This is a genomic window from Anabaena sp. CCY 9402-a (assembly GCF_963920945.1).
GTDB classification, from domain to species: domain Bacteria; phylum Cyanobacteriota; class Cyanobacteriia; order Cyanobacteriales; family Nostocaceae; genus Trichormus; species Trichormus minutissimus.
In genome coordinates, this window is record NZ_CAWUDL010000003.1 from 43141 (window position 1) to 62096 (window position 18956).

Genomic DNA, 18956 nt, shown 5'->3' on the forward strand with positions numbered 1-18956 from the left:
TATTTCACCATCTGCTAAACGCCGCGCTACCACTAACACCACTCACTACTCACTACTCACCACTCAGCACTCACCACTGATTTTGTGAACTTTACCGAAATAGATGCGTCAACTTTTGTTGTTAGCTAAGAGAGTGAATTTGAAAGGAGTAAAACTCTGAAAAGCGTTGAACTCAAAGGTATTGAAAAATTTATTGGCCCTATAGCCGCACTTCTCGGCTTTGTCTACTTGTTTCAATGGTACGTGTTTGGGGATTTGCGATCGCCTTCTGATCCCATCTTTGGCAATAATTTACCACCGTTGGTGATGGAAGGCGGTGATCCCTACGTTCGTGCTTTGATGCGAACCATCTCAGCTAGTGAAGCCAATAGCAAACGTCCCTATTCTCTGTTGTATGGTGGACAGCAAATCACTGACCTCAGTAAGCATCCTGAAATATGCGTCACTATTCCCGTCGGGCCAAACACAGGTAATTGTTCCACAGCTGCTGGCAGATATCAAATGATTAACACCACTTGGTATCATATTGCTCCTCGTTATCACCCCAAGCCAGGACAAATGATGTTTTGGTCTAATTATAGTTTTGAGCCACAATATCAAGATGTAGTAGTTTACCGTTGGTTGAATGATTCCAAAGTTTGGGGAATTGATATTTCTCAACGATTGCGTCAAGGTAAATTAAACGAAGTTTTGCGGCGACTCTCCCCCACTTGGACAAGCTTAGGCTATGGCATAGAAACAAACTCTATTAGTAAGTCTTTGCCTAAGATTTATCAGAAAATGTTGCAAGAAGAATTAACAACAGCCAGTCAACCAGCCGCAGCCAACGCCGCTACTCCCAATCCCCAGAACCTTAAAGAGAAACAACCAAAACAGCAGTAAGGGAGGGAATGGGGAGTAGATATTTATATTTTTATTTGCTGTAGTAAACTCTAGCGTTACCGAATCCGCGATCGCGAATAAAATTGTTCCATCGTTCAGCTTCAGTGCGCTGAGTAAAAGGGCCTACTGCCACGTGTGGACCTAAAGGTTGTTTTCTTTCTGTCACAAAACCGTATAATCCTGGAAACTGTCTAATCTGGTTGGCAATTGTCAATAACTCTTCTGACTTAGCAGGAATTGAGACATAATATCTAGATTTGATGCTGACATTATTGTCATTACCAGGAGAATATGGTAATTCTTGCGCGTTATCAAAACCCGCAATTTTTGCACCATAAATACCCAGTGAATCTAATTCTCTAATTCGCTGTTGAGCATTAGATTGCTGATTAAATACTCCAGACTGAATTACAGAACGCCCATTATACTGTCGAATATATGCAGTAGGTTCAACGCGGCGTACTTGTTGCAGAGTCCAGTTGCTAGTATCCTCAACGTAAACTGAGTAACGCTGGAAACTTTGATTGTACTGAGATTGTACTGGTTGATATTGATTAAATTCTAGAGGCTGATTTTGGGGGTAGTTTGGTGGTGGTGGTAAAGTTTCAAATACTGATTGAGCTAGCAACACTCCATCACTATTATTGATTTGCCCTTGTACATGACTGCTATTAACAATCAGTGCCAGAAAACTACCTAAGTATAAAGACATGACAGGCAATGCAATATATTTGGCTGTTATTTGACTAGACATAGTAGTAACCAAAGGGACAAGAATAGTTAAAGTTCGTTTGCCCTTGTGGTGGCATCACTATACTGCTTTAATACCTATCGCCGCAACAAATCCAGCGATGAGAAACATTGCTCCAACTTCGTCAACAACCACCATCGCCATAAATCCAGTGCTGTACACCTTCAATAAAACCAACTGCCGTCTAGACAGTTGGTGAAGGCTCGATAAATCCAAAAAAACTTCAAGAATTGCCAGCAGGAGAAGCAGCATTAATTAGGTCTGGCTTCTCTTCAACAGGCGGATACTCAATAGTTTGCTCCGATGTAGGACGCTGATCACGCTCAAAAGTTGGTACTTGCACAGGTTGATCTGTGGCAATAGATTGATAGAGTGCTTCAATGATTCGCACATCAATTAATCCTTCGATGCCATTAGGTTCTGGTTCTTTATTTGACAAAATACAGTCTGAAAAATAGGTGAATTCAGCTGCTAGCTGATCATGAGGTGCAGAAGTACGCTCTTCAGTTTCGCCATCAATTGTGAGATAGTTCTTGATTTCCCCTTGCCATGTATAGGCAGGTTCTACAAACAAATCGCCTTGAGTTCCCACAACTTGATAATTAGAGACTTTTGCTGCTCCAAAGCTACAGGTAAATGTCGCTAGTCGCCCATTAGGAAAACGAAGGATGGCACTTGTCGCTTCTTCCACTTCACTGAAGCGTTGTTCTCCCTTACTAGCGGCTACAGCAAAAACTTCGCTTGGTTCTTCTTGAAACAAATAGCGTGCGGCATTAATGCAGTAAATTCCAATATCGTAGAGTGTGCCACCACCTGTGATCTGACGTAAACGGATGTTGCCCTGTTCTACTTGCTGAGTAAAAACTGAGTTGAAAACTCGTGGTTCACCAATTTGTTGCGATCGCACAATTTCGACTGCCTCTAAATTAGCTGGTTCGAGGTGTAATCGGTAAGCAATCATCAACTTGACACCATTATCGTTCGCAGCTTTAATCATGGACTCGCACTCTTGTTCTGTCACAGCCATTGGCTTCTCACACAAAACATGAATGGCTTGATTTGCTGCCCGCACAGTAAAATCGCAATGTAAGTGATTCGGTAGTGCAATGTAAACAGCATCAATTTCATCGCTTGCTAGACAGTCCTCGTACTCTTCATAAGAGTACGTATGCTCAACACCATACTGTTTGCTGAGTTCTTCAAGTTTTGTCGGATCATCTGAAACCAGGGCAACTAATTCGGAGTTTTCAGTATGAGCAAATGCAGGTAAAGCAGCTTCTTGAGCAAACCAGCCCAAGCCAACCACAGCATAACGGATTTTGCTGTTTCCGTTTGTAGTTGTCATTTTTAGACCTCTGAATGAAAAACTTGGCTCAAAATTGCTTTTCAAGTTTCGTCAAGTTTTTCAAGTATTCCATCCTGCGAATGAAATAAACGATCATCATACTTAAGAAATATGAGGCTAAAGGTTACATTACATTGCTTAATGCTTCAATATCAACCTTGAATAATACCGTTCCCTTAAAATAAGATTAAGTAAAACAAGGGAGGAAAAATACTATGTCAGTTAAACTTTTACCTGACCTTGGAGATTTAGCGGAAGGATTAGGAGTCACAGGCATTGTAGGAATAATTCTTGTACCAGTATTTTTGCCCGTTATAGGTAGTTTTGGTAGGCCAATAGCTAAAGCGGTTATCAAAAGTGGAATCGCTTTTTATGAAAGAAATAAAGAAACTTTCACAGAATTGGGCGAAACCTGGGACGATATCATTGCCGAGGCAAGGGCTGAAGTTAGTGAAGAACGAATAAAATCGGCTGAACCTACTGATGCTTAGTTTGAATTGTTAACAACCGCCGCCGTAATAAATCCAGTGCCGTACACGCACTCAAATGACGAATGAAAGAGCGATCCCGCATTGTGCCAAACTGATATTTAAAACTTGTGACTTCATCATTTGGCCCCGCTAACCCGATATATACCAAACCCACTGGCTTAGTATCCGTTCCCCCGGCGGGGCCAGCAATTCCAGTAACACTTAACCCCCAAGTTGTGGAAAGGCGAGTTTTTACACCTATAGCCATTTGTTCAGCCACAATATCACTGACTGCCCCAAATTGTGATAAATCATCTGGTTTAACTCCCAATAACCCCACTTTTACTGAGTTATCGTAGGATATTACACCACCCCAGAAGTAATCAGAACTACCTGCGATCTCTGTCAACATTTGCCCGACACTTCCACCAGTACAGGATTCTGCAACTGATAGCGTTTCTCCTGCTGCCCGTAATAACTGACCAACCACAGAAGCTAAGGTGTCGTCATTGACACCATAAAAATCTAATCCAGCAATTTCTTGAATTTGTTTTTCAATGGGTAAAATCAAAGCCTCGGCGGCTGCTTGTGAAGTCGCTTTTGCAGATACCCGTAGCCGCACTTCTCCCTTACCTGCATAGGGGGCTACAGTAGGGTTAGGCATATTTAAATAAGCACTGACTTTTTCTGCTAAAGCCGATTCCCCAATCCCCCAAAACTTCAAACTCCGACTGTGAATAATTTCTTGACCCCAGCCTTGACTTTTCAAAAAGGGTACAGATGTTTCTTCCCACATCCGGTGCATTTCCCTAGGAACGCCAGGAAAGGTAAAAATTGTGATTTCAGGACGGGGTTGCCAAATAATACCCGGTGCTGTGCCACTGGGATTAGGTAAAATGTCTGCACCTTGGGGAATTAAAGCTTGTTTGCGGTTGCTGGGGGTCATTACCCGGCCGCGTTGGGCAAATTTCTGTGTGATATCTTCAATAATTTCTGGGCGTTCTACTAAAGGAACACCAAAAAAATCAGCGATGGTTTCACAGGTAAGATCATCTGGTGTAGGGCCTAGTCCACCAGTGAAAATCAGAATATTAGCTCTGGAAATAGCCATTTCCATAACTTGCTTGATGCGTTCGGGGTTATCCCCTACTACTGTTTGATAGTAATGAGGAATGCCTAATTGGGCTAGTTGTTGAGCTAGATATTGAGCATTTCCGTTGAGGATATCTCCCAGCAGGAGTTCAGTACCGACACAAATAATTTCTGCACTCATTTAATTGACTAATAATTTATTTTTGCTGGGAGAATTTGCGGACTCGCCAAATAACGTAACTTAATAGCGAAGTGGCTGCACAGATGTAACCAATACTGCTGGGTACACCAGCGACACCTAACGCCAAACTCCCCACCCACAAGGTCAGAGAGTAAATGAATAATACTGACCAACGATGGGATAAACCAGCCTGTAAGAGTCGGTGATGTAGATGACATTTATCTGCAACCCAAGGGCGTTTACCTCGTCGCAGACGTGCCAAAATCACTGCGGACATATCTACAATGGGGACTGCCAAAATCAAGTATGGCAAAAGAACGGCAGTGAAAGCGGGTATTTTGACTAAACCTATGACACCTACAGAGGCTAAGGTGAAGCCCATAAAATATGACCCCCCATCCCCCATAAAGATTTGAGCAGGGTTGAAGTTATAACGGAGAAATCCTAAAGCTGCGCCAGCTAAAGCAGCAGCAATTAAGGCTGCTGCTGGTTGGTGCATAAATAAAGACACCAATAGCATGACTACAGCTGCAATACCAGAAACCCCGGCTGCTAAACCGTCTAATCCATCAATCCAGTTGATGGCGTTTACCATCCCGACTAACCAAACTACTGTGATGGGCAAACTCAGCCAGTTGAGGTCAACTATACCAACGGTAGGAACGGTAATAAAATCTATGCTCACACCTGCTTTCCATGCACCTGCGGCAACAACAATTTGTATCAGCAGGCGTGTTAGAGGCGATAGACTTAATAAATCATCGGCTAAACCAATCAAAAAAAAGCCAAGACCACCTACAGTAACGCCCCATATTTGCCATTCTTTATCAGGGGGCAGATTGGCAAAGCCACCCAACCACCAAACAATCATTAAAGATAGCATTGTGCCTGCGAAGATAGAAACTCCTCCCAGGCGCACCATCGGACGGTCATGAATTTTGCGATCGCCAGGTTTATCTACACGTCCACTTCTAATACCAATATTTTTGACATCAGGTGTAGTCCAGAGAACGACTACGGCGGCGACAAGAAAAGCGAGCAGATGATAAATCTGAGCAGGCATCTGTAATTTTTAGGAGTTTATTAACAAAAATTGGCTAAGGACGTTTCCTTCCTATTTTTACTACATTTGAGACCCTAATCAGCATAAGAATTGGGGGCTGGGGAGGCAGGGGAGCAGGGAGTAGGGAAAAAAGGGGAAAGTCTGCCCCCTTGCACTCTGCCCCAATTCCTCTTATCCCCATGCCCTATGCCCTACGCTAAGGCTGGTACAGGAATCTCCAAGTGGGGATATAAGGGGAAGCGATCGCACAATGCGGCTACCCGGCGTTTACAATCTTGAGCTACTGCTTCTGATTCTGGGTTGAGCAGGCGATCGGCAATAATATTACCAATTTCGGTAAATTCAGTTACTCCCATACCCCGTGTTGTCATGGCGGGAGAACCTAACCGTAAACCACTAGTCACAAATGGTGATTGGGGATCAAAGGGGACTGTATTTTTGTTGGTGGTAATATTTACCTGACTCATTAACTGATCTGCTTTCTTACCTGTCATATCAATAGAACGCAAATCAACGAGCATTAAATGGTTATCTGTACCATCAGATACCAGTTTTAATCCTCTGTTTTTTAGTTGAGTCGCTAAAGCACGGGCATTCTCAATTACTTGCCCGGAATAAGTTGTAAATTCTGGCTTTAAGGCTTCACCAAAAGCAACTGCTTTACCTGCAATTACGTGTTCTAGGGGGCCGCCTTGAGTTCCAGGAAACACGGATTTATCTAACTTTTTACCAAGTTCTGCATCACGGGTCAAAATTAAACCACCTCTGGGGCCGCGCAGGGTTTTATGGGTGGTGGTGGTGACGACATCACAGTAAGGAATCGGGTTTGGGTGTAAGCCACTGGCGACTAAACCGGCAATGTGGGCAATATCAGCTAGTAAGTAAGCACCAACTTCATCTGCAATACTGCGGAATTTTTCAAAATCAATGATGCGAGGATAGGCAGAATAACCACAAATCAAGAGCTTGGGACGTTCCCTCAACGCCAGCTCGCGAATTTGGTCGTAGTCTAGCTTTTCTGTTTGTTGACTTACGCCGTAGTGACGGACTTGAAACCATTTACCCGACACATTCACTGGTGAACCGTGGGTGAGATGTCCGCCGTGAGACAAATCCATTCCCATGATTGTGTCGCCTGGTTCTAACAATGTCAGGAAAACAGCAAAATTCGCCTGCGCGCCAGAGTGGGGTTGTACGTTAGCATGAGCCGCACCAAATAGCTGTTTGGCTCGGTCAATCGCTATTTGCTCGATTTTGTCAATAAATTCACAACCGCCGTAGTAACGCTTACCGGGTAAACCTTCGGCGTATTTATTTGTTAAGACTGAACCCTGAGCCGCTAAAACAGCCGCAGAGGTGAAGTTTTCGCTGGCGATTAATTCCAAGTGGTCACGTTCACGTTGGAGTTCTTGATTAATTAATTCTGCGATCGCGGGATCGGAGGTAGCAAGTAAGTCTGAATTTGTCCTAGTCACTTCAACTATACCTAATGGAAGTTTGTACAAAAGCGGATTTGGTTTGCAGGTAGCTTCTACATTTAAGAATCAACAGTCAATATTTCTATGTTATTGATCTGCTATGCAAATACGATTCATCGCATCTGTATCATCTTTTATTATTAGCTACCAGCCAAGTTCCATAGATTAATCATCATAAACCTCTTTACGAAAATATGAACTTTTATACTTTTGATTATTTGTAGCGGTTCTTATACAGTGAAGGTTAAGTAATGATGATATTTCCAAGTGTTTACCCAAGCGAGTTTAGGGGCTGTGGTAAAATCTTGGGTATCAATGCTTAGTACACCTAAATATTTAACATCTGCTTTTTATCCCTAGCATAATATTTAACTCGATGCTCAGTAGGGGAATAATATCCAAAAGAGTTTTTGCATCTGCTGTGAGATATGCAGTATTGGGCTAAAAAGGGAACAGTGAAACTAAACTACCTTTGTTGAGCTAGTGTAGCTTGATTAAGCCTAGGAATAAACCTTGCAGCAGTAGAGTTTTAAAGGGGGGGTTTTATATGTTGGTCATTTTAATGGATGAGCAAATCCTAGCTCCTGAGCGAGTTTGCCAGTCTTGTTTGCTTGCTGATGGTAGTGGTCAACCCCGTTGGCGTAGGGGACAGCTATCTTGTGGTCAAGCTATTCGCAAACTCGCACAACAGCACCCCGAACAGTATGAATGTCTGATGGGCTTCCGCATTGCCCATATAGAATAGTCATACTTTTCTAGCAAGGCTGAGTAACTGCGTTATCCTAGGCTCAAGTAACTCTAAAAATTTAGCCAAAGGAGAATGCACAATGGCGTGGCGCGGGACTACAACAATTGCCGATAGAATTTTTGCTTGTTTACCTTATCTTTTGCCTATAATTGATGGTCTAGTGTTCGGGAGTTTTTTGTTAAGACAATTTCCAGCACTACAAGTCCTTCTATTACCATTGCAACCAGTATTGATAGTTTACGGTAGCTTAGGACAATTGGGTCAACTGCTCGTTTTCTTTGCTTTATTCATATTCGTAGTCAGAAACGAGAAAATTAGTCATTTTATTCGTTTCAACACCATGCAGGCAATTCTGCTGGACATTGTGATATTTTTGTGTACTATACTAGTGCGAATTTTAACGCAAATTCCTAATACTGGCTTTGCCATCGAGACAATAGCAAACACAATTTTTCTGGGGATCGTAGCAGCCGTAGTCTATTCAGTTGCTCAGTCATTACTAGGACGTTATGCAGAAATTCCCGCCATTTCTGACGCGGTGTATATGCAGGTACGCTGATACTTAATGGGATGCCACTGTGTTTTCTAGGCGACCGATACCTTCGATTTCCACACGGACGCGATCGCCTACTTGCAATGGGCCAATACCTTCTGGCGTACCCGTTAACACTATATCTCCGGGTAGCAACGTCATAACCTGACTGATATAAGACACTAAAAAATCAGGAGGAAAAACCATCTGATCAATACGCGCAGATTGCACTGGATGAGAATCATCATTCACAAACGTCTGCAATTTAGCACCAGGATTTAATTCTCGGACAATCCAAGGCCCTAGAGGACAAAAAGAATCAAAACCTTTAGCTCGCGTCCATTGACCATCCTTTTGTTGTAAATCCCTTGCTGTCACATCATTGGCGATTGTATAACCCCAAATTTTAGTTTGGGCTTCCTCTTGCGTGCAGTTACAAGCGCGATCGCCAATTACTAATGCTAATTCACCTTCATAGTCTACTCGTTGCGACTGAGGAGGATACTTAATTGCTGTCTCCGAGGGAATAATCGATGTTGGTGGTTTAAGAAAAATTAATGGTTCAACGGGTACTAATGTTCCCATTTCTGCCGCATGATCCGCGTAATTCTTGCCTACCGCCACAATCTTCGAGGGAGCGCAAGGTGCAAGAATTTGGTAATTTTCTGCTTCTAAAACTAACTCTGTGGGTTGTCCGTGTAGCCAAGGTGGAGCATCCAACACCTGCACGTTCAGGGATAGTTGTAATAACCCATAGTAAATCTTTCCTTCTTGATTTTGAACTCGCACATAGCGTTGGGCCATAACCTTGATCAATATCCTCTTGTCTAAAGTTAAAAGTAGAGATTGGAGACTGGGGACTAGGAATTTTAGATTTTGCGGAAAGTTCTGTAGGCAGGTTTCCCAACCTAGGAACGCCACTTGCTACAAGCCGGGAAACCCAGCCAACGCAGTGGCTCAACTTTTCAAGACGGATTTTGGATTGAACAATCTAAAATCCATTCATTGGACATCCAAAATTGCAAAGCTGGGGACTGGGGACTAAAGTTGCCAATTCTCATCAACAAGGTTAATTTTGGCAGATGGAGCTGATGATTAAAATAGAAAACTGGTAAGATTATAGTTCCTTGTTGCTTCAGATGTTCATTGATACTAGTAACTTTAACAAAGTGATTGTATAAATTAGCATTAGCAGCCAGATGTCCAAAAGGAGAATTACATCCATGTCCATAGTTTACGAAACACTATATATTCTGCGCCCAGACCTGACAGATGAACAGGTAGAATTAGCGATCGCTAAATATCAGAACTTGCTCAAAGATCAAGGTGCTGACAACATCGAAATCCAAAATCGTGGTAAGCGTCGTCTTGCTTATGAAATTAACAGGCATCGTGATGGCATCTATATTCAAGTAAACTACACTGGCCCTGGAACAGTGATTGCTCCCTTAGAACGCGCAATGCGTTTGAGCGAAGACGTAATTCGCTACCTCACAACCAAGCAAGACGTGTCCGAGGCTGAAGCCGAGGAAGTTGCTGTCACCGCTTAAGGCGATTTTAGTGAGTAGTGAGTAGTGAGTGCTGTTAGTTTAGCGAGACGTAAGTCAGTCCTAGTTAGCAAATCTACACTACGGTACTTCATGAGAGTCGCTACCAATCGCAAAACTGCAAGGACGCAGTATATTCCTGATGACGATAAACCCTCCTACCGGAGGGGCTTCACAAGGAACAAGATTTTTATTCAGCACTCATAACTCAGCACCGGCTAAACGCCGCGCTACCGCTAACATAACTCAGCACTCAGCACTAACAAACAAAAAAATTTTTACCTTCTGCCTTATTTTGTGATGGAGTTGGGAATGCTAAATTAACATTACTTGCCAAAAGCAGGTGATCGCAGTTATATCCAAGGTTGGAAAATATTCTTCAATCGGAGCTTTAAGCCAGCGTGAGCCAAACTGAAATACCCAACATCCAAGCTCTCTCTACAGAAATGTCGCAGCTGCGCCAAGAGTTACAGCTACGCGATCAATTAGTTCAGCAACTATCTCAAGAACTTTTCCGGCTAGTCAAGGGTAATACTAATTTTATCCCTCCTCGATTAGAGGCGGAACAGGATTTAACTCAATTAAAAGCTTTGCAAGAACAGTTACAAGCTGTTGAGCAGCAAGTAACTTTCTATCAAGAGCAAATCACATCTCGTGATTTGGAAATTTACCAACTGCGCCAATCGGTGCAAGAGTTAACTGACCGTAGTCGGATGTTAGAGCAAGTAGTACAGGAACTACCTCAAATTTACAGGCGTAAATTTGAAGAACGGATGACTCCAGTCAGAGAAAAAGTAGCTACCTTACAGAGAGAAAACCGTCAGCTACAAGCTGAACTTCAGAGTGTAAGTTATCGCTTGGCTCTTAAAACCCGTACTTCTAGTCATAGTGGTATTGATTTACCAAACTTTCCTCGTCCAATATCTGGACAAGGTAATGTTTCTGCTGTGCAGAATGCTTGAAATAGCAAAAATTTAAACGTAATTATCTAACATATTCCTAAAATCGCAGTTTTGTTGAAAACTGTCCATTTTTATATTGCTTAATCTTAAAATTTAATTTTTAATATTACTTATCATTGCCAGAGCCTTGCCACAATACTTTTACGAGAAGAGTGGGGTTTTCTTGGCGAGAAGTCTTTGGTCAAAATAATAACGCCAGTAGAGACGTTGCCATATCTCTACTAAAGTTCAGATCAGCCCAAAATTCTCATGTAGAGAAGCGATTTATCCCATCTGCTCAGACTAATTCTCTACGCAAATAACACTTAAATGAACCGTATTGCCCTATGCACAGGTTTAAAAGCAGTCAGAAACAATCTCAGTAAATGCTCGTCATGAAACCTATCACAGCAATCAAACCTCAAAAGTTTATGAACCACCTGAATCAATGGAAATCTGGAGCAGCCGCAGTTATGGCAATGACAATTACCACAGGTGTCATTACCCCGATAATTGCCTTTGCTCCTGCGGCTAATGCTCAATACAATATTGGACAAACTAGAAGAGTTGCTATCCCTGCTGGAGTTAGTTTTCCTGTTAGACATGACAAAGAGAAAGTTGTTGTTAGCCGGGGAGAAACTATACAGTTAACCTTGAAAGTTGCTAACAATATTATTGATGGAAATAGAAATGTTTTGATTCCTGCTGGTACTGAAGTTATTGGACAATTAGAACCAGTATATTTTGATGGACAATATTCTACAGACAGGGACAATAAAGATAACGTCAGAGGAGTAAGATTTGTCGCTAGAGAATTAGTCTATACTTCAGGCATAAGACAAACAATTAATGCTAACTCTCAGACAATTACTCAAACTGAGAAAATCAGCAACAATGATTCTAGTAAAGTATTAACAGATGCCGCGATTGGTGCAGGTGCTGCGGCTGCAATTTCACTGATTACAGGTAATAGAAGAATTGAAATTGGAGAACCTTTAGGTGGTGCAGCCGCAGGTGCTTTAGCTAGCGTACTATTACGAAAAAAAGAAACTGAAGTATTTGTAATTAGACCAGAGCGTGACTTGAGACTAGCACTTAGTTCTAACTTGAATGTGGATTTAATCCGCTAGTAAGCTGCACTTAATTTTAGTTTTGACTGTCATGATATTCAATTAGCGATCGCTACTTTTATTCTAAGTAGGCGGTCGTTGATTTTTTTGGCAAATAAAATCATCGTTTATTAAACAATAGATATCTAATTCTCACCCTCAAAAAGTTAGCCATATCGCAATAAGTGATTACACTATTACTTATTACATATATTTTGTGATATAAATCTCTACCTTATTTAGAATATCCAGACAAAATAATATTTCTAATCATAGAGACATATGGGAAACTTTTTAATGTATAAATTGTCTAAGTAATTAACAAGATAAACAAATAATTGTGTGGAGTCCTAAATATATGTTTAAATTAAATCGTTGGCAATCTAGCACTGCTGCACTTATGGCTTTGAGCATCACAGCAGGAACTGTTGCACCTTTTGTTATAGCTGCTCCATCTTTTGCTCAAACTACTTTTTCTGATGTTTCATCTAACTACTGGGCAGCACAATTTATTCGAGAATTATCACAGCGAGGTGTAATTGCTGGTTTTCCTGATGGTAGCTTTCGTCCAGAAGAACCAGTGACACGCGCTCAATTTGCCGCAATGGTGAACAAAGCTTTCCAAAAAGCACCCGAACGTCAAGCAATTGGATTCGTAGACGTACCCAGCAACTATTGGGCATATAGTGCTATTCAGCAAGCCTACACCATCGGTTTTTTATCAGGATATCCCGGTAATAGCTTCAGACCCAATGAAAACATTCCCCGCCAGCAAGTTTTGGTTGCTCTAGCCAATGGTCTAGAATATGCTCCTGGCGGTAACGTTGAAAGCACTCTGCAATATTTCAACGACGCTTCTAACATAGCAGGCTATGCCCGTAGCCCTATCGCCGCCGCGACTGAAAAGCAAATTGTAGTCAACTATCCCAATGTCAGGTTTTTAAGTCCCACCAACACCGCTACACGCGCTCAGGTAGCAGCTTTTATTCACCAAGCATTAGTTAGTTCTAATCAAGCTTCAACGATTAATTCACCCTATATTGTAGCTATTCAACCTACAACCCCAACACCGATTGCTGTCACCATTCCTCAAGGGACAGTTATTCCTGTGAAGTATGATAAGGCGGAAAAAATTCTGGTGACAAAAGACGAAACAGCACCTTTGACACTGACAGTAGAGCAAAACGTCGTTACTCAAGAAGGAAATGTAGTTATTCCTGCTGGTAGTCAGGTCGTGGGTCAACTCAGACCTACTCAGAGTGGTTCTCAATTTGTTGCCCAAAAATTGGTTTTAACCACAGGTCAAGAGTATGACATTAGTGCAACTTCCGAAGTTATTACTAAAACTGAAACCGTCAGAAAGGGTACTAGCACCGGTACAATTCTCAAAAATACTGTGTTAGGTGCAAGTGCAGCAGCTGCGGTATCTGCAGTTACAGGCGATCGCGCGATCGCTACAGAAGAAGTCTTAGGTGGCGCGGCTATTGGTGGATTAATTGGTTTATTCTTCGGTAGAAACAGCGTAGACTTAATCGCCATTGACCCAGACACAGACTTACAAATGACAATTAATCAAAATTTACTGGTTTCGTTGAAATAGTTAATCTGACTTTTCACGTAATGTGGAGAAATTTATGCTGAACCTAACCCTCTAACCCATTCCCTACTAGAAAAGTGAAGATTTAAAGCCTCTCTCCTTCCAAGTTTGGAGAGGGGTTTTCCAAATCTCGTGAACAGTCAGGATAGTTGACCATTGACTAATGACTAATTGGCAACCAAATAATCACACTTGTTCCTGGCGCATTTGGTGTAGCGATCGCCGAGTTGATAGCCGGGCTGAAAACTTCTATTTGTCCGTGCATCTGCTCAATTAGTTGTTTCGCGATCGCTAATCCCAAACCTGTGCCGGGAATTTCTGTTTGGGCTTGCACTCCTCGATAATGTCTTTCCCCTAGATGGGCTAAATCTTCGGGCGGAATACCAGGGCCAGTATCACTAATTGCTATGCCTTGAAAATTAGCTTTTTCTTGCCCTAATTCAATATAAACCTTACCGCCTGAAGGAGTATACTTGAGTGCATTATCAATGATATTACTCAATACTTCTTGTAAGGATTTAAGATTAGCTCTAACTAACGGTAAACCCTGGGGAACTTCCAATATTAATTCTAGATTCCTCTCTTGAGCGATCGCTTGAGCAGAAACTAGCAATGGTGTTAATAATTCAGCCAAGGAGCAATCAGTTGCTTTGTCTCCCGTGCCTGGTAGTAATAGTACAGGTTGAGATTCTTTTTGTACAGTAGCTTCTACAAATGCTTCGTTGTCTGGTAGTGAAAGAAGCTCTAAATCTAGATTTGCCCAATCGATGACCTGATCAAATTTTTGCAGCAATTCCGTCAGGCGATCGCTTTCCCTGACGATATTGTCTCCCACATCCCGATTTATATCTCCTGGTCGCAACCGCTTTAATAACAGTTTGCCAAAGGTGCGTAAGGCAGTTAACGGGTTACGGAACTGATGTAATAAGTTATCTAACAAATCTCGCTGTTGTTCTTGCAAAATTTGCTGTTGATGCAGTTGTTGTTGCAACCAGGCTCGACGTTGATCCAATATACAAGCGATCGCTAATGTTTGCCCAATGGTTTGAATTTGGTTCTGTTCAGGTTCACTCCACGGGCGATCGTCTCTACCTGTCACCAATAATCCCATCATCACACCCTCATGAATTAAAGGAAAGACAAATTGATACCCACTCAACAAAAAGTCTTCTTCTAATTGCGGTTGTTCAGTTTGGGGTGTTTCTGTGGTTGGTGCTGGTGTCAATAAATTTCCTTGTTGCTGAGGCAGTGCCAACAAATTTCCTATTTGCAGTTGTTTGCTGGCTGTAGCCTCAAAAATTTCCTCTCCTGGCAATATTACTGCGGTTTCTGGGTAAACTACTACAGGAATGAGTTTTGTCTCACCTGTGGGAGACTCTACCAATTCTTGGGTTAAATAAACCACGCTTAAAGATGCTCCCAGCCCTTGGGTCAATAGTGCTATTTGCTCTCGGCATAGAGCAACAAAATCTGAACTGGCAGACATTAACATTTTTCAGCTCTTGCTCAGGATCACAGAATTTGAGAGAAGATAAAAGAAAATACTTTGTTTTCCCCCATTATTTAATAAAGCTTAACTAAATATTTTCAGTAATAGTTTTCACCAAAGGATTATTTACTTTTTCGCTCTCATTTAATCTACTGTCAATAATAATATTTTCGCTGTATCAAAAATTAAAAAACTATTGATCTTTTGAACTAGAACCTATATAATTACGACGGATTTTGTAGCTATCACTACAATCTATAGCTTGAAAGAGGAGGAAAATAGGTTGGCAAGGAGACGCAAAAGAAAGAGTCGTCGTCGCCAAGAAGGACGGCGTATTTTAGAACACGTGCCTCAATATAGCATCGAGAGCGGCGAAGAAAAACCTGTGACAGCAGCCAGAAAATTCATTCAAGCTGAAGGTATCTTGCCACCAGCATTGCTACTCGTAAAGCGAAATGAACACACAACAGACCGCTATTTCTGGGCAGAAAAAGGGCTGTTTGGCGCTCAATATGTGGAAGAGAACCATTTTTTGTTTCCTAGCCTGCGGATATTAGAACCTCCCGTAGGTTTAGAACCAGTGGCTGTGGGCAGTCGCTGATTTACGAATGGTTATCTTACGTGATGAGTGCAACTTCTGACAACCATTTAACTGGCAAAGATGCTCAGTTTATGCAAAGTTTCCATTTTTTTTAAGTTTGTAACTGATTTGCCAGTAAATTTAGACCAAGTACATGGGCAATCAACCATAAACCAAGATTTTTGGTTTTTATTGATTTCTATTTGGTCGCATCCTACACAAGGGAGTCAAGATAGAGCAAAAAGCATCCAAAAGCGAGAGTTAAGATGTACTTTCATCTTCTGGATTGCCAACAAAGCTCTGCCAGCACATACTGATTTCCCTTACGGCATTATGTCGTAGGGGAAATCAGTATCCGAATTGGTATCTATCTAATTCCCTATTGTTTATCCGGTTGCTCGACAGGTGCAAAATTCGGTATTTTAAAACCAGCGATTTAGCACCAACGGCAACAGGAAAGTTGTCAAATACTCAACATTTAGCCCAAACATTCAGGTCATCAGACGCATCGAACATCAATTACTAGTACAGCAGGGCGTAAAAAGCCTATTCTATAAGCTTTTTGACTTTTAACTCTAGGCATTGCCAGGCTTTAGCTGCAATGTTTTTTGTAGTTCAGCCAGCTCATCACGATGAGCTGTCACAGTAATTTTGCTAAAAGAAACTTGATCTTTAAAGTTTGGTTCAAGTTTGAGCAACACTTTTTCAAGTCTTCCCGCCTTTTGCCAATAGAAAAAACCACTCAAAGGTGAAAGTAGTAACAGCCCGAAAAAAAGAAGGCTGTATTGAGGAAAAAGGAAAGATAGAACCAATGATAAACAGACAAGACCAACAGCAGCTAGCAGCGTTAAAAAGAAAGCTAGAAAAATGCTGGGCTTGACAAATCCTTCAAAAGCTACTACGTTTTTTGACTTGTCTATCTCTACTACTCGGTAAGAGCGAGAGCGAAAATAATCTTGTAATTGAGGCATGAAGACTGCTTCATCTTGCTCAGATATCAGCTGTGTTGTCTGTGTCCTGTCTTTAGTCGCAGCACGAATAAAGAAAAGCAGCCCAACCGATAATAACAAGGTTAGCAGTAAGGTGGATGGCAAAATAGCAGTATCCATGATTGGTTGTGACTGTTTAACATCGAGGAGATTTATTCATTATTAATTATCAACGCCAGTTAATATAATTATCCGCTTTGATTTTTGTATACCTTACGGGAGCATAGCCATACTTGCTTGCGTAGTCAGGGAATAGGGAGTAGGGAATCAGCATTTTCAAGTTTTCGAGTTATGTTGACTATACTTCTACACCCCTAGACATTTACCTAACTAGCGACTTGGGTTATTTAATTACTTTATCCTCTGAGTTATGTAATCTTGCCAAAGCCGAGCCAAATCGAGTGATTGTCCTTCCCATTCTGGGGAAATTTGGTACATTCGCCTAGGCCGACCTCGACCCTCCAACTTCTTCCAATACCCATTAATAGCATTATGGTCTTCGAGAAATTTAATGGCACTGTAAAGCACAGTGTCAGAAAGCCGATAGGTGGGGTATTCAGTTTCTAATTGTTGAATCAACTCAGTACCGTAGGATTCCCCTTGTAGCAACACATCCAGAATGTAACAAATTGCTAGTTCTTGGCAGAGATAAGTTGGCGGAGGATTCTCAAAGAATTGATATATATCCTCAATTTTCATAATTTAGTAAATGGCTAAAAGTATGCCTTAGGGTGGAATTTACATCTTTGTAGCCAGTATACGCTGCTACTCTAATCCGAGTAAGTATATAGTGCTACCTAGACAGAATTTCCTAAGTGTAAACATCAAAATGAGAACCCACGATTAGAAATCAGGGAAAATAACAAAAGTTTTAGGAGCGTGAAAATAAAACGCTCCCAGCCTAGCTTTAATTAGTGTTGTGAGGAGCAATCAAGACAGTAGATTTTTCTACTACCTTTGTTTTAAGTAATGCGGAGCTGGTTAGAACTGCTTAAACGTAAGATGCTATCGAAAGAATTTTACAGGTAAAATGTCTTTTTGTCTGTAAATCTGGAAAAGTTAACCAATACTTTTTTAAAAAATCAACATTTTAGTGCAAATCATCAAAAAATTGAGCAACTAATGATGATATGGTGGCAAGCTCAAGACCTGTAGACAGGCTCAAAATATGCAACACTGAGATGTCTAACCTTGAGATATTCGTATCTCATCTGGTAAGTGTAGTATTAACAGGGCTGACACCAAAATGGTAGGGATATAGGGGTGTGAGTGTAAAAGATTTGATCACTAACATTCTTGAGCCTAGGCTTTCAGCTATCGTTACCTGTGTGTAAGTCATCCATAAAATCAGTAAGTGCCTAGCAGGTTGGTGATTCAGTATGTCACAAAACTCCGATGCTCCTTCGTCCTCCTCTAATCTCCGAACAATTGCCCAGACATTTCGCCTCACGGGTTGGATTAGCTTTTGGATTCAATTAGTGCTAGGTGTAGTTTCTGGGATTATTGTCTTATTATTTGCTGTTTTCAGTCAAAGAGCAGGCAGTCCTAGTAATAATCCTGGGTCTAGTTTCGGTGTCTTTTTAGCAGTTTGTGGAATATTAATCTTAGGTGGTGGGCTATATCTGGCTTATCGTTATACCAGAATTGGTAAGCAATTGCTGTCATCGAACCCTAGCAATCGTCCTCGGAAAATTGAGACAGTACAGGTTTTACGGTTAGGGCTATGGGTAAATTTAGGGGGAACACTAATTACACTTTTGGGAGCGCAGGCGATCGTCGGTACACTGGTAGCTAGGTCAATATCTCCGCAAGCCATCACAACTCAATTTTTTGACCCCACCAGAATCATTAGTGGTTTAGATATGTTGGTGGTACAGGCAAATATTAATACTGTGTCAGCTCATTTTGCTGGGTTAGTTGCTTCACTATGGCTACTCAATCGCATCAACCGCTCTTAATCAATTCAAAATTCAAAATGAAAAACCCAGCATTTATTAGCATCCTAGCCATACACTGTATGCAAATTCAATGTGGAACAGCTTATTAGCCAAAACGAGGCGAACCAGTTGTTTGCCCCATTCCCTACTCCCCACTCCTGATTCCCTCTTTTAATATAATTTTTGTATTTGCTTTTCTTGGCATGGCAAGTCAAAATCAGTATA

At 41.5% G+C, this 18956-nt stretch carries 20 protein-coding genes; 10 read left to right on the top strand and 10 right to left on the bottom strand.

Annotation, left to right across the window (positions count from 1 at the left end; all coding sequences use genetic code 11):
• Positions 1–192: 192 nt before the first annotated feature.
• On the top strand, positions 193–882 hold the full coding sequence (locus ACM0OR_RS02055) for a glycoside hydrolase family protein (protein WP_190703133.1): 690 nt from the start codon (positions 193–195) through the stop codon (positions 880–882).
• A gap of 31 nt (positions 883–913) precedes the next feature.
• Here ACM0OR_RS02055 and ACM0OR_RS02060 read toward each other — a convergent pair whose 3' ends face one another.
• Genes ACM0OR_RS02060 through ACM0OR_RS02070 form a run of 3 tightly spaced genes read right to left on the bottom strand, consistent with a single transcriptional unit; the run spans position 914 to position 2978 of the window.
• On the bottom strand, positions 914–1636 hold the full coding sequence (locus tag ACM0OR_RS02060) for a hypothetical protein (protein ID WP_323265364.1): 723 nt from the start codon (positions 1634–1636) through the stop codon (positions 914–916).
• A 57-nt stretch (positions 1637–1693) separates the two neighbouring features.
• The gene (locus ACM0OR_RS02065) at positions 1694–1849 is read right to left on the bottom strand and encodes a hypothetical protein (protein WP_414574808.1); all 156 of its coding nucleotides are present in this window, start codon (positions 1847–1849) and stop codon (positions 1694–1696) included.
• Between the two features lie 7 nt (positions 1850–1856).
• Positions 1857–2978, bottom strand: coding sequence for a Gfo/Idh/MocA family protein (locus tag ACM0OR_RS02070; RefSeq protein WP_414574809.1), 1122 nt, complete (start codon positions 2976–2978; stop codon positions 1857–1859).
• Positions 2979–3193: 215 nt separating this feature from the next.
• On the opposite strand from ACM0OR_RS02070, the gene ACM0OR_RS02075 reads away from it, so the two are divergent.
• Entirely contained in the window at positions 3194–3469 is a 276-nt protein-coding gene (locus ACM0OR_RS02075) for a DUF5132 domain-containing protein (RefSeq protein WP_323265359.1), read from the top strand.
• Here the strand turns inward: ACM0OR_RS02075 and ACM0OR_RS02080 are convergent.
• The 3 genes from ACM0OR_RS02080 to glyA form a co-directional block, all read right to left on the bottom strand.
• Positions 3456–4721, bottom strand: coding sequence for a competence/damage-inducible protein A (locus tag ACM0OR_RS02080; RefSeq protein ID WP_414574810.1), 1266 nt, complete (start codon positions 4719–4721; stop codon positions 3456–3458). The genes ACM0OR_RS02075 and ACM0OR_RS02080 overlap by 14 nt on opposite strands.
• A gap of 16 nt (positions 4722–4737) precedes the next feature.
• The gene (locus ACM0OR_RS02085) at positions 4738–5784 is read right to left on the bottom strand and encodes a glycosyltransferase family 4 protein (protein ID WP_190702817.1); all 1047 of its coding nucleotides are present in this window, start codon (positions 5782–5784) and stop codon (positions 4738–4740) included.
• Positions 5785–5975: 191 nt separating this feature from the next.
• Positions 5976–7259 (bottom strand): serine hydroxymethyltransferase, encoded by a 1284-nt coding sequence (glyA, locus tag ACM0OR_RS02090; RefSeq protein WP_190702819.1) that lies wholly within the window; start codon positions 7257–7259, stop codon positions 5976–5978.
• Positions 7260–7809: 550 nt separating this feature from the next.
• Here glyA and ACM0OR_RS02095 point away from each other — a divergent pair.
• Positions 7810–8007, top strand: a complete 198-nt coding sequence (locus ACM0OR_RS02095; RefSeq protein WP_323265356.1) for a hypothetical protein — start codon at positions 7810–7812, stop codon at positions 8005–8007.
• Positions 8008–8089: 82 nt separating this feature from the next.
• A complete protein-coding gene (locus ACM0OR_RS02100; RefSeq protein ID WP_190702824.1) occupies positions 8090–8569 on the top strand; it encodes a Tic20 family protein in 480 nt (159 codons plus the stop codon).
• A gap of 3 nt (positions 8570–8572) precedes the next feature.
• Here the strand turns inward: ACM0OR_RS02100 and ACM0OR_RS02105 are convergent, their stop codons facing one another.
• Entirely contained in the window at positions 8573–9346 is a 774-nt protein-coding gene (locus ACM0OR_RS02105) for a fumarylacetoacetate hydrolase family protein (protein WP_323265355.1), read from the bottom strand.
• A gap of 419 nt (positions 9347–9765) precedes the next feature.
• Between ACM0OR_RS02105 and rpsF the strand changes: the two genes are divergently transcribed.
• From rpsF to ACM0OR_RS02125, 4 genes are all read left to right on the top strand, one after another.
• Complete coding sequence (gene rpsF, locus ACM0OR_RS02110; RefSeq protein ID WP_190702831.1) at positions 9766–10092, top strand: 30S ribosomal protein S6; 327 nt, start codon at positions 9766–9768, stop codon at positions 10090–10092.
• Positions 10093–10490: 398 nt separating this feature from the next.
• Positions 10491–11051 (top strand): Npun_F5560 family protein, encoded by a 561-nt coding sequence (locus tag ACM0OR_RS02115; protein WP_190702834.1) that lies wholly within the window; start codon positions 10491–10493, stop codon positions 11049–11051.
• A 410-nt stretch (positions 11052–11461) separates the two neighbouring features.
• Positions 11462–12160, top strand: a complete 699-nt coding sequence (locus ACM0OR_RS02120) for a conjugal transfer protein TrbI (protein WP_414574872.1) — start codon at positions 11462–11464, stop codon at positions 12158–12160.
• A 337-nt stretch (positions 12161–12497) separates the two neighbouring features.
• Complete coding sequence (locus tag ACM0OR_RS02125; RefSeq protein WP_414574811.1) at positions 12498–13739, top strand: S-layer homology domain-containing protein; 1242 nt, start codon at positions 12498–12500, stop codon at positions 13737–13739.
• 157 nt (positions 13740–13896) lie between these two features.
• Here the strand turns inward: ACM0OR_RS02125 and ACM0OR_RS02130 are convergent, their stop codons facing one another.
• Complete coding sequence (locus ACM0OR_RS02130) at positions 13897–15228, bottom strand: sensor histidine kinase (protein ID WP_414574812.1); 1332 nt, start codon at positions 15226–15228, stop codon at positions 13897–13899.
• Between the two features lie 280 nt (positions 15229–15508).
• On the opposite strand from ACM0OR_RS02130, the gene ACM0OR_RS02135 reads away from it, so the two are divergent.
• Complete coding sequence (locus ACM0OR_RS02135; protein WP_190702843.1) at positions 15509–15826, top strand: DUF3155 domain-containing protein; 318 nt, start codon at positions 15509–15511, stop codon at positions 15824–15826.
• A 554-nt stretch (positions 15827–16380) separates the two neighbouring features.
• Here ACM0OR_RS02135 and ACM0OR_RS02140 read toward each other — a convergent pair.
• Together ACM0OR_RS02140 and ACM0OR_RS02145 are read right to left on the bottom strand one after the other, a co-directional pair.
• Positions 16381–16914, bottom strand: coding sequence for a cofactor assembly of complex C subunit B (locus ACM0OR_RS02140; RefSeq protein ID WP_414574813.1), 534 nt, complete (start codon positions 16912–16914; stop codon positions 16381–16383).
• A 231-nt stretch (positions 16915–17145) separates the two neighbouring features.
• Positions 17146–17493: a PadR family transcriptional regulator gene (locus ACM0OR_RS02145; RefSeq protein WP_190702849.1), complete on the bottom strand. Its 348-nt coding sequence runs from the start codon at positions 17491–17493 to the stop codon at positions 17146–17148.
• 680 nt (positions 17494–18173) lie between these two features.
• Between ACM0OR_RS02145 and ACM0OR_RS02150 the strand changes: the two genes are divergently transcribed.
• Positions 18174–18752, top strand: a complete 579-nt coding sequence (locus ACM0OR_RS02150) for a DUF3611 family protein (protein ID WP_414574814.1) — start codon at positions 18174–18176, stop codon at positions 18750–18752.
• Positions 18753–18956 lie beyond the last annotated feature (204 nt).

Excerpts from the sequence above, each read along its gene's own strand:
- ACM0OR_RS02060 (WP_323265364.1), bottom strand. The coding sequence starts at position 1,636 with ATGTCTAGTCAAATAACAGCCAAATATATTGCATTGCCTGTCATGTCT.
- ACM0OR_RS02070 (WP_414574809.1), bottom strand. The coding sequence starts at position 2,978 with ATGACAACTACAAACGGAAACAGCAAAATCCGTTATGCTGTGGTTGGC.
- ACM0OR_RS02075 (WP_323265359.1), top strand. The coding sequence starts at position 3,194 with ATGTCAGTTAAACTTTTACCTGACCTTGGAGATTTAGCGGAAGGATTA.
- ACM0OR_RS02080 (WP_414574810.1), bottom strand. The coding sequence starts at position 4,721 with ATGAGTGCAGAAATTATTTGTGTCGGTACTGAACTCCTGCTGGGAGAT.
- ACM0OR_RS02085 (WP_190702817.1), bottom strand. The coding sequence starts at position 5,784 with ATGCCTGCTCAGATTTATCATCTGCTCGCTTTTCTTGTCGCCGCCGTA.
- ACM0OR_RS02095 (WP_323265356.1), top strand. The coding sequence starts at position 7,810 with ATGTTGGTCATTTTAATGGATGAGCAAATCCTAGCTCCTGAGCGAGTT.
- ACM0OR_RS02100 (WP_190702824.1), top strand. The coding sequence starts at position 8,090 with ATGGCGTGGCGCGGGACTACAACAATTGCCGATAGAATTTTTGCTTGT.
- ACM0OR_RS02105 (WP_323265355.1), bottom strand. The coding sequence starts at position 9,346 with ATGGCCCAACGCTATGTGCGAGTTCAAAATCAAGAAGGAAAGATTTAC.
- rpsF (WP_190702831.1), top strand. The coding sequence starts at position 9,766 with ATGTCCATAGTTTACGAAACACTATATATTCTGCGCCCAGACCTGACA.
- ACM0OR_RS02120 (WP_414574872.1), top strand. The coding sequence starts at position 11,462 with ATGAACCACCTGAATCAATGGAAATCTGGAGCAGCCGCAGTTATGGCA.
- ACM0OR_RS02125 (WP_414574811.1), top strand. The coding sequence starts at position 12,498 with ATGTTTAAATTAAATCGTTGGCAATCTAGCACTGCTGCACTTATGGCT.
- ACM0OR_RS02130 (WP_414574812.1), bottom strand. The coding sequence starts at position 15,228 with ATGTTAATGTCTGCCAGTTCAGATTTTGTTGCTCTATGCCGAGAGCAA.
- ACM0OR_RS02140 (WP_414574813.1), bottom strand. The coding sequence starts at position 16,914 with ATGGATACTGCTATTTTGCCATCCACCTTACTGCTAACCTTGTTATTA.
- ACM0OR_RS02145 (WP_190702849.1), bottom strand. The coding sequence starts at position 17,493 with ATGAAAATTGAGGATATATATCAATTCTTTGAGAATCCTCCGCCAACT.
- ACM0OR_RS02150 (WP_414574814.1), top strand. The coding sequence starts at position 18,174 with ATGTCACAAAACTCCGATGCTCCTTCGTCCTCCTCTAATCTCCGAACA.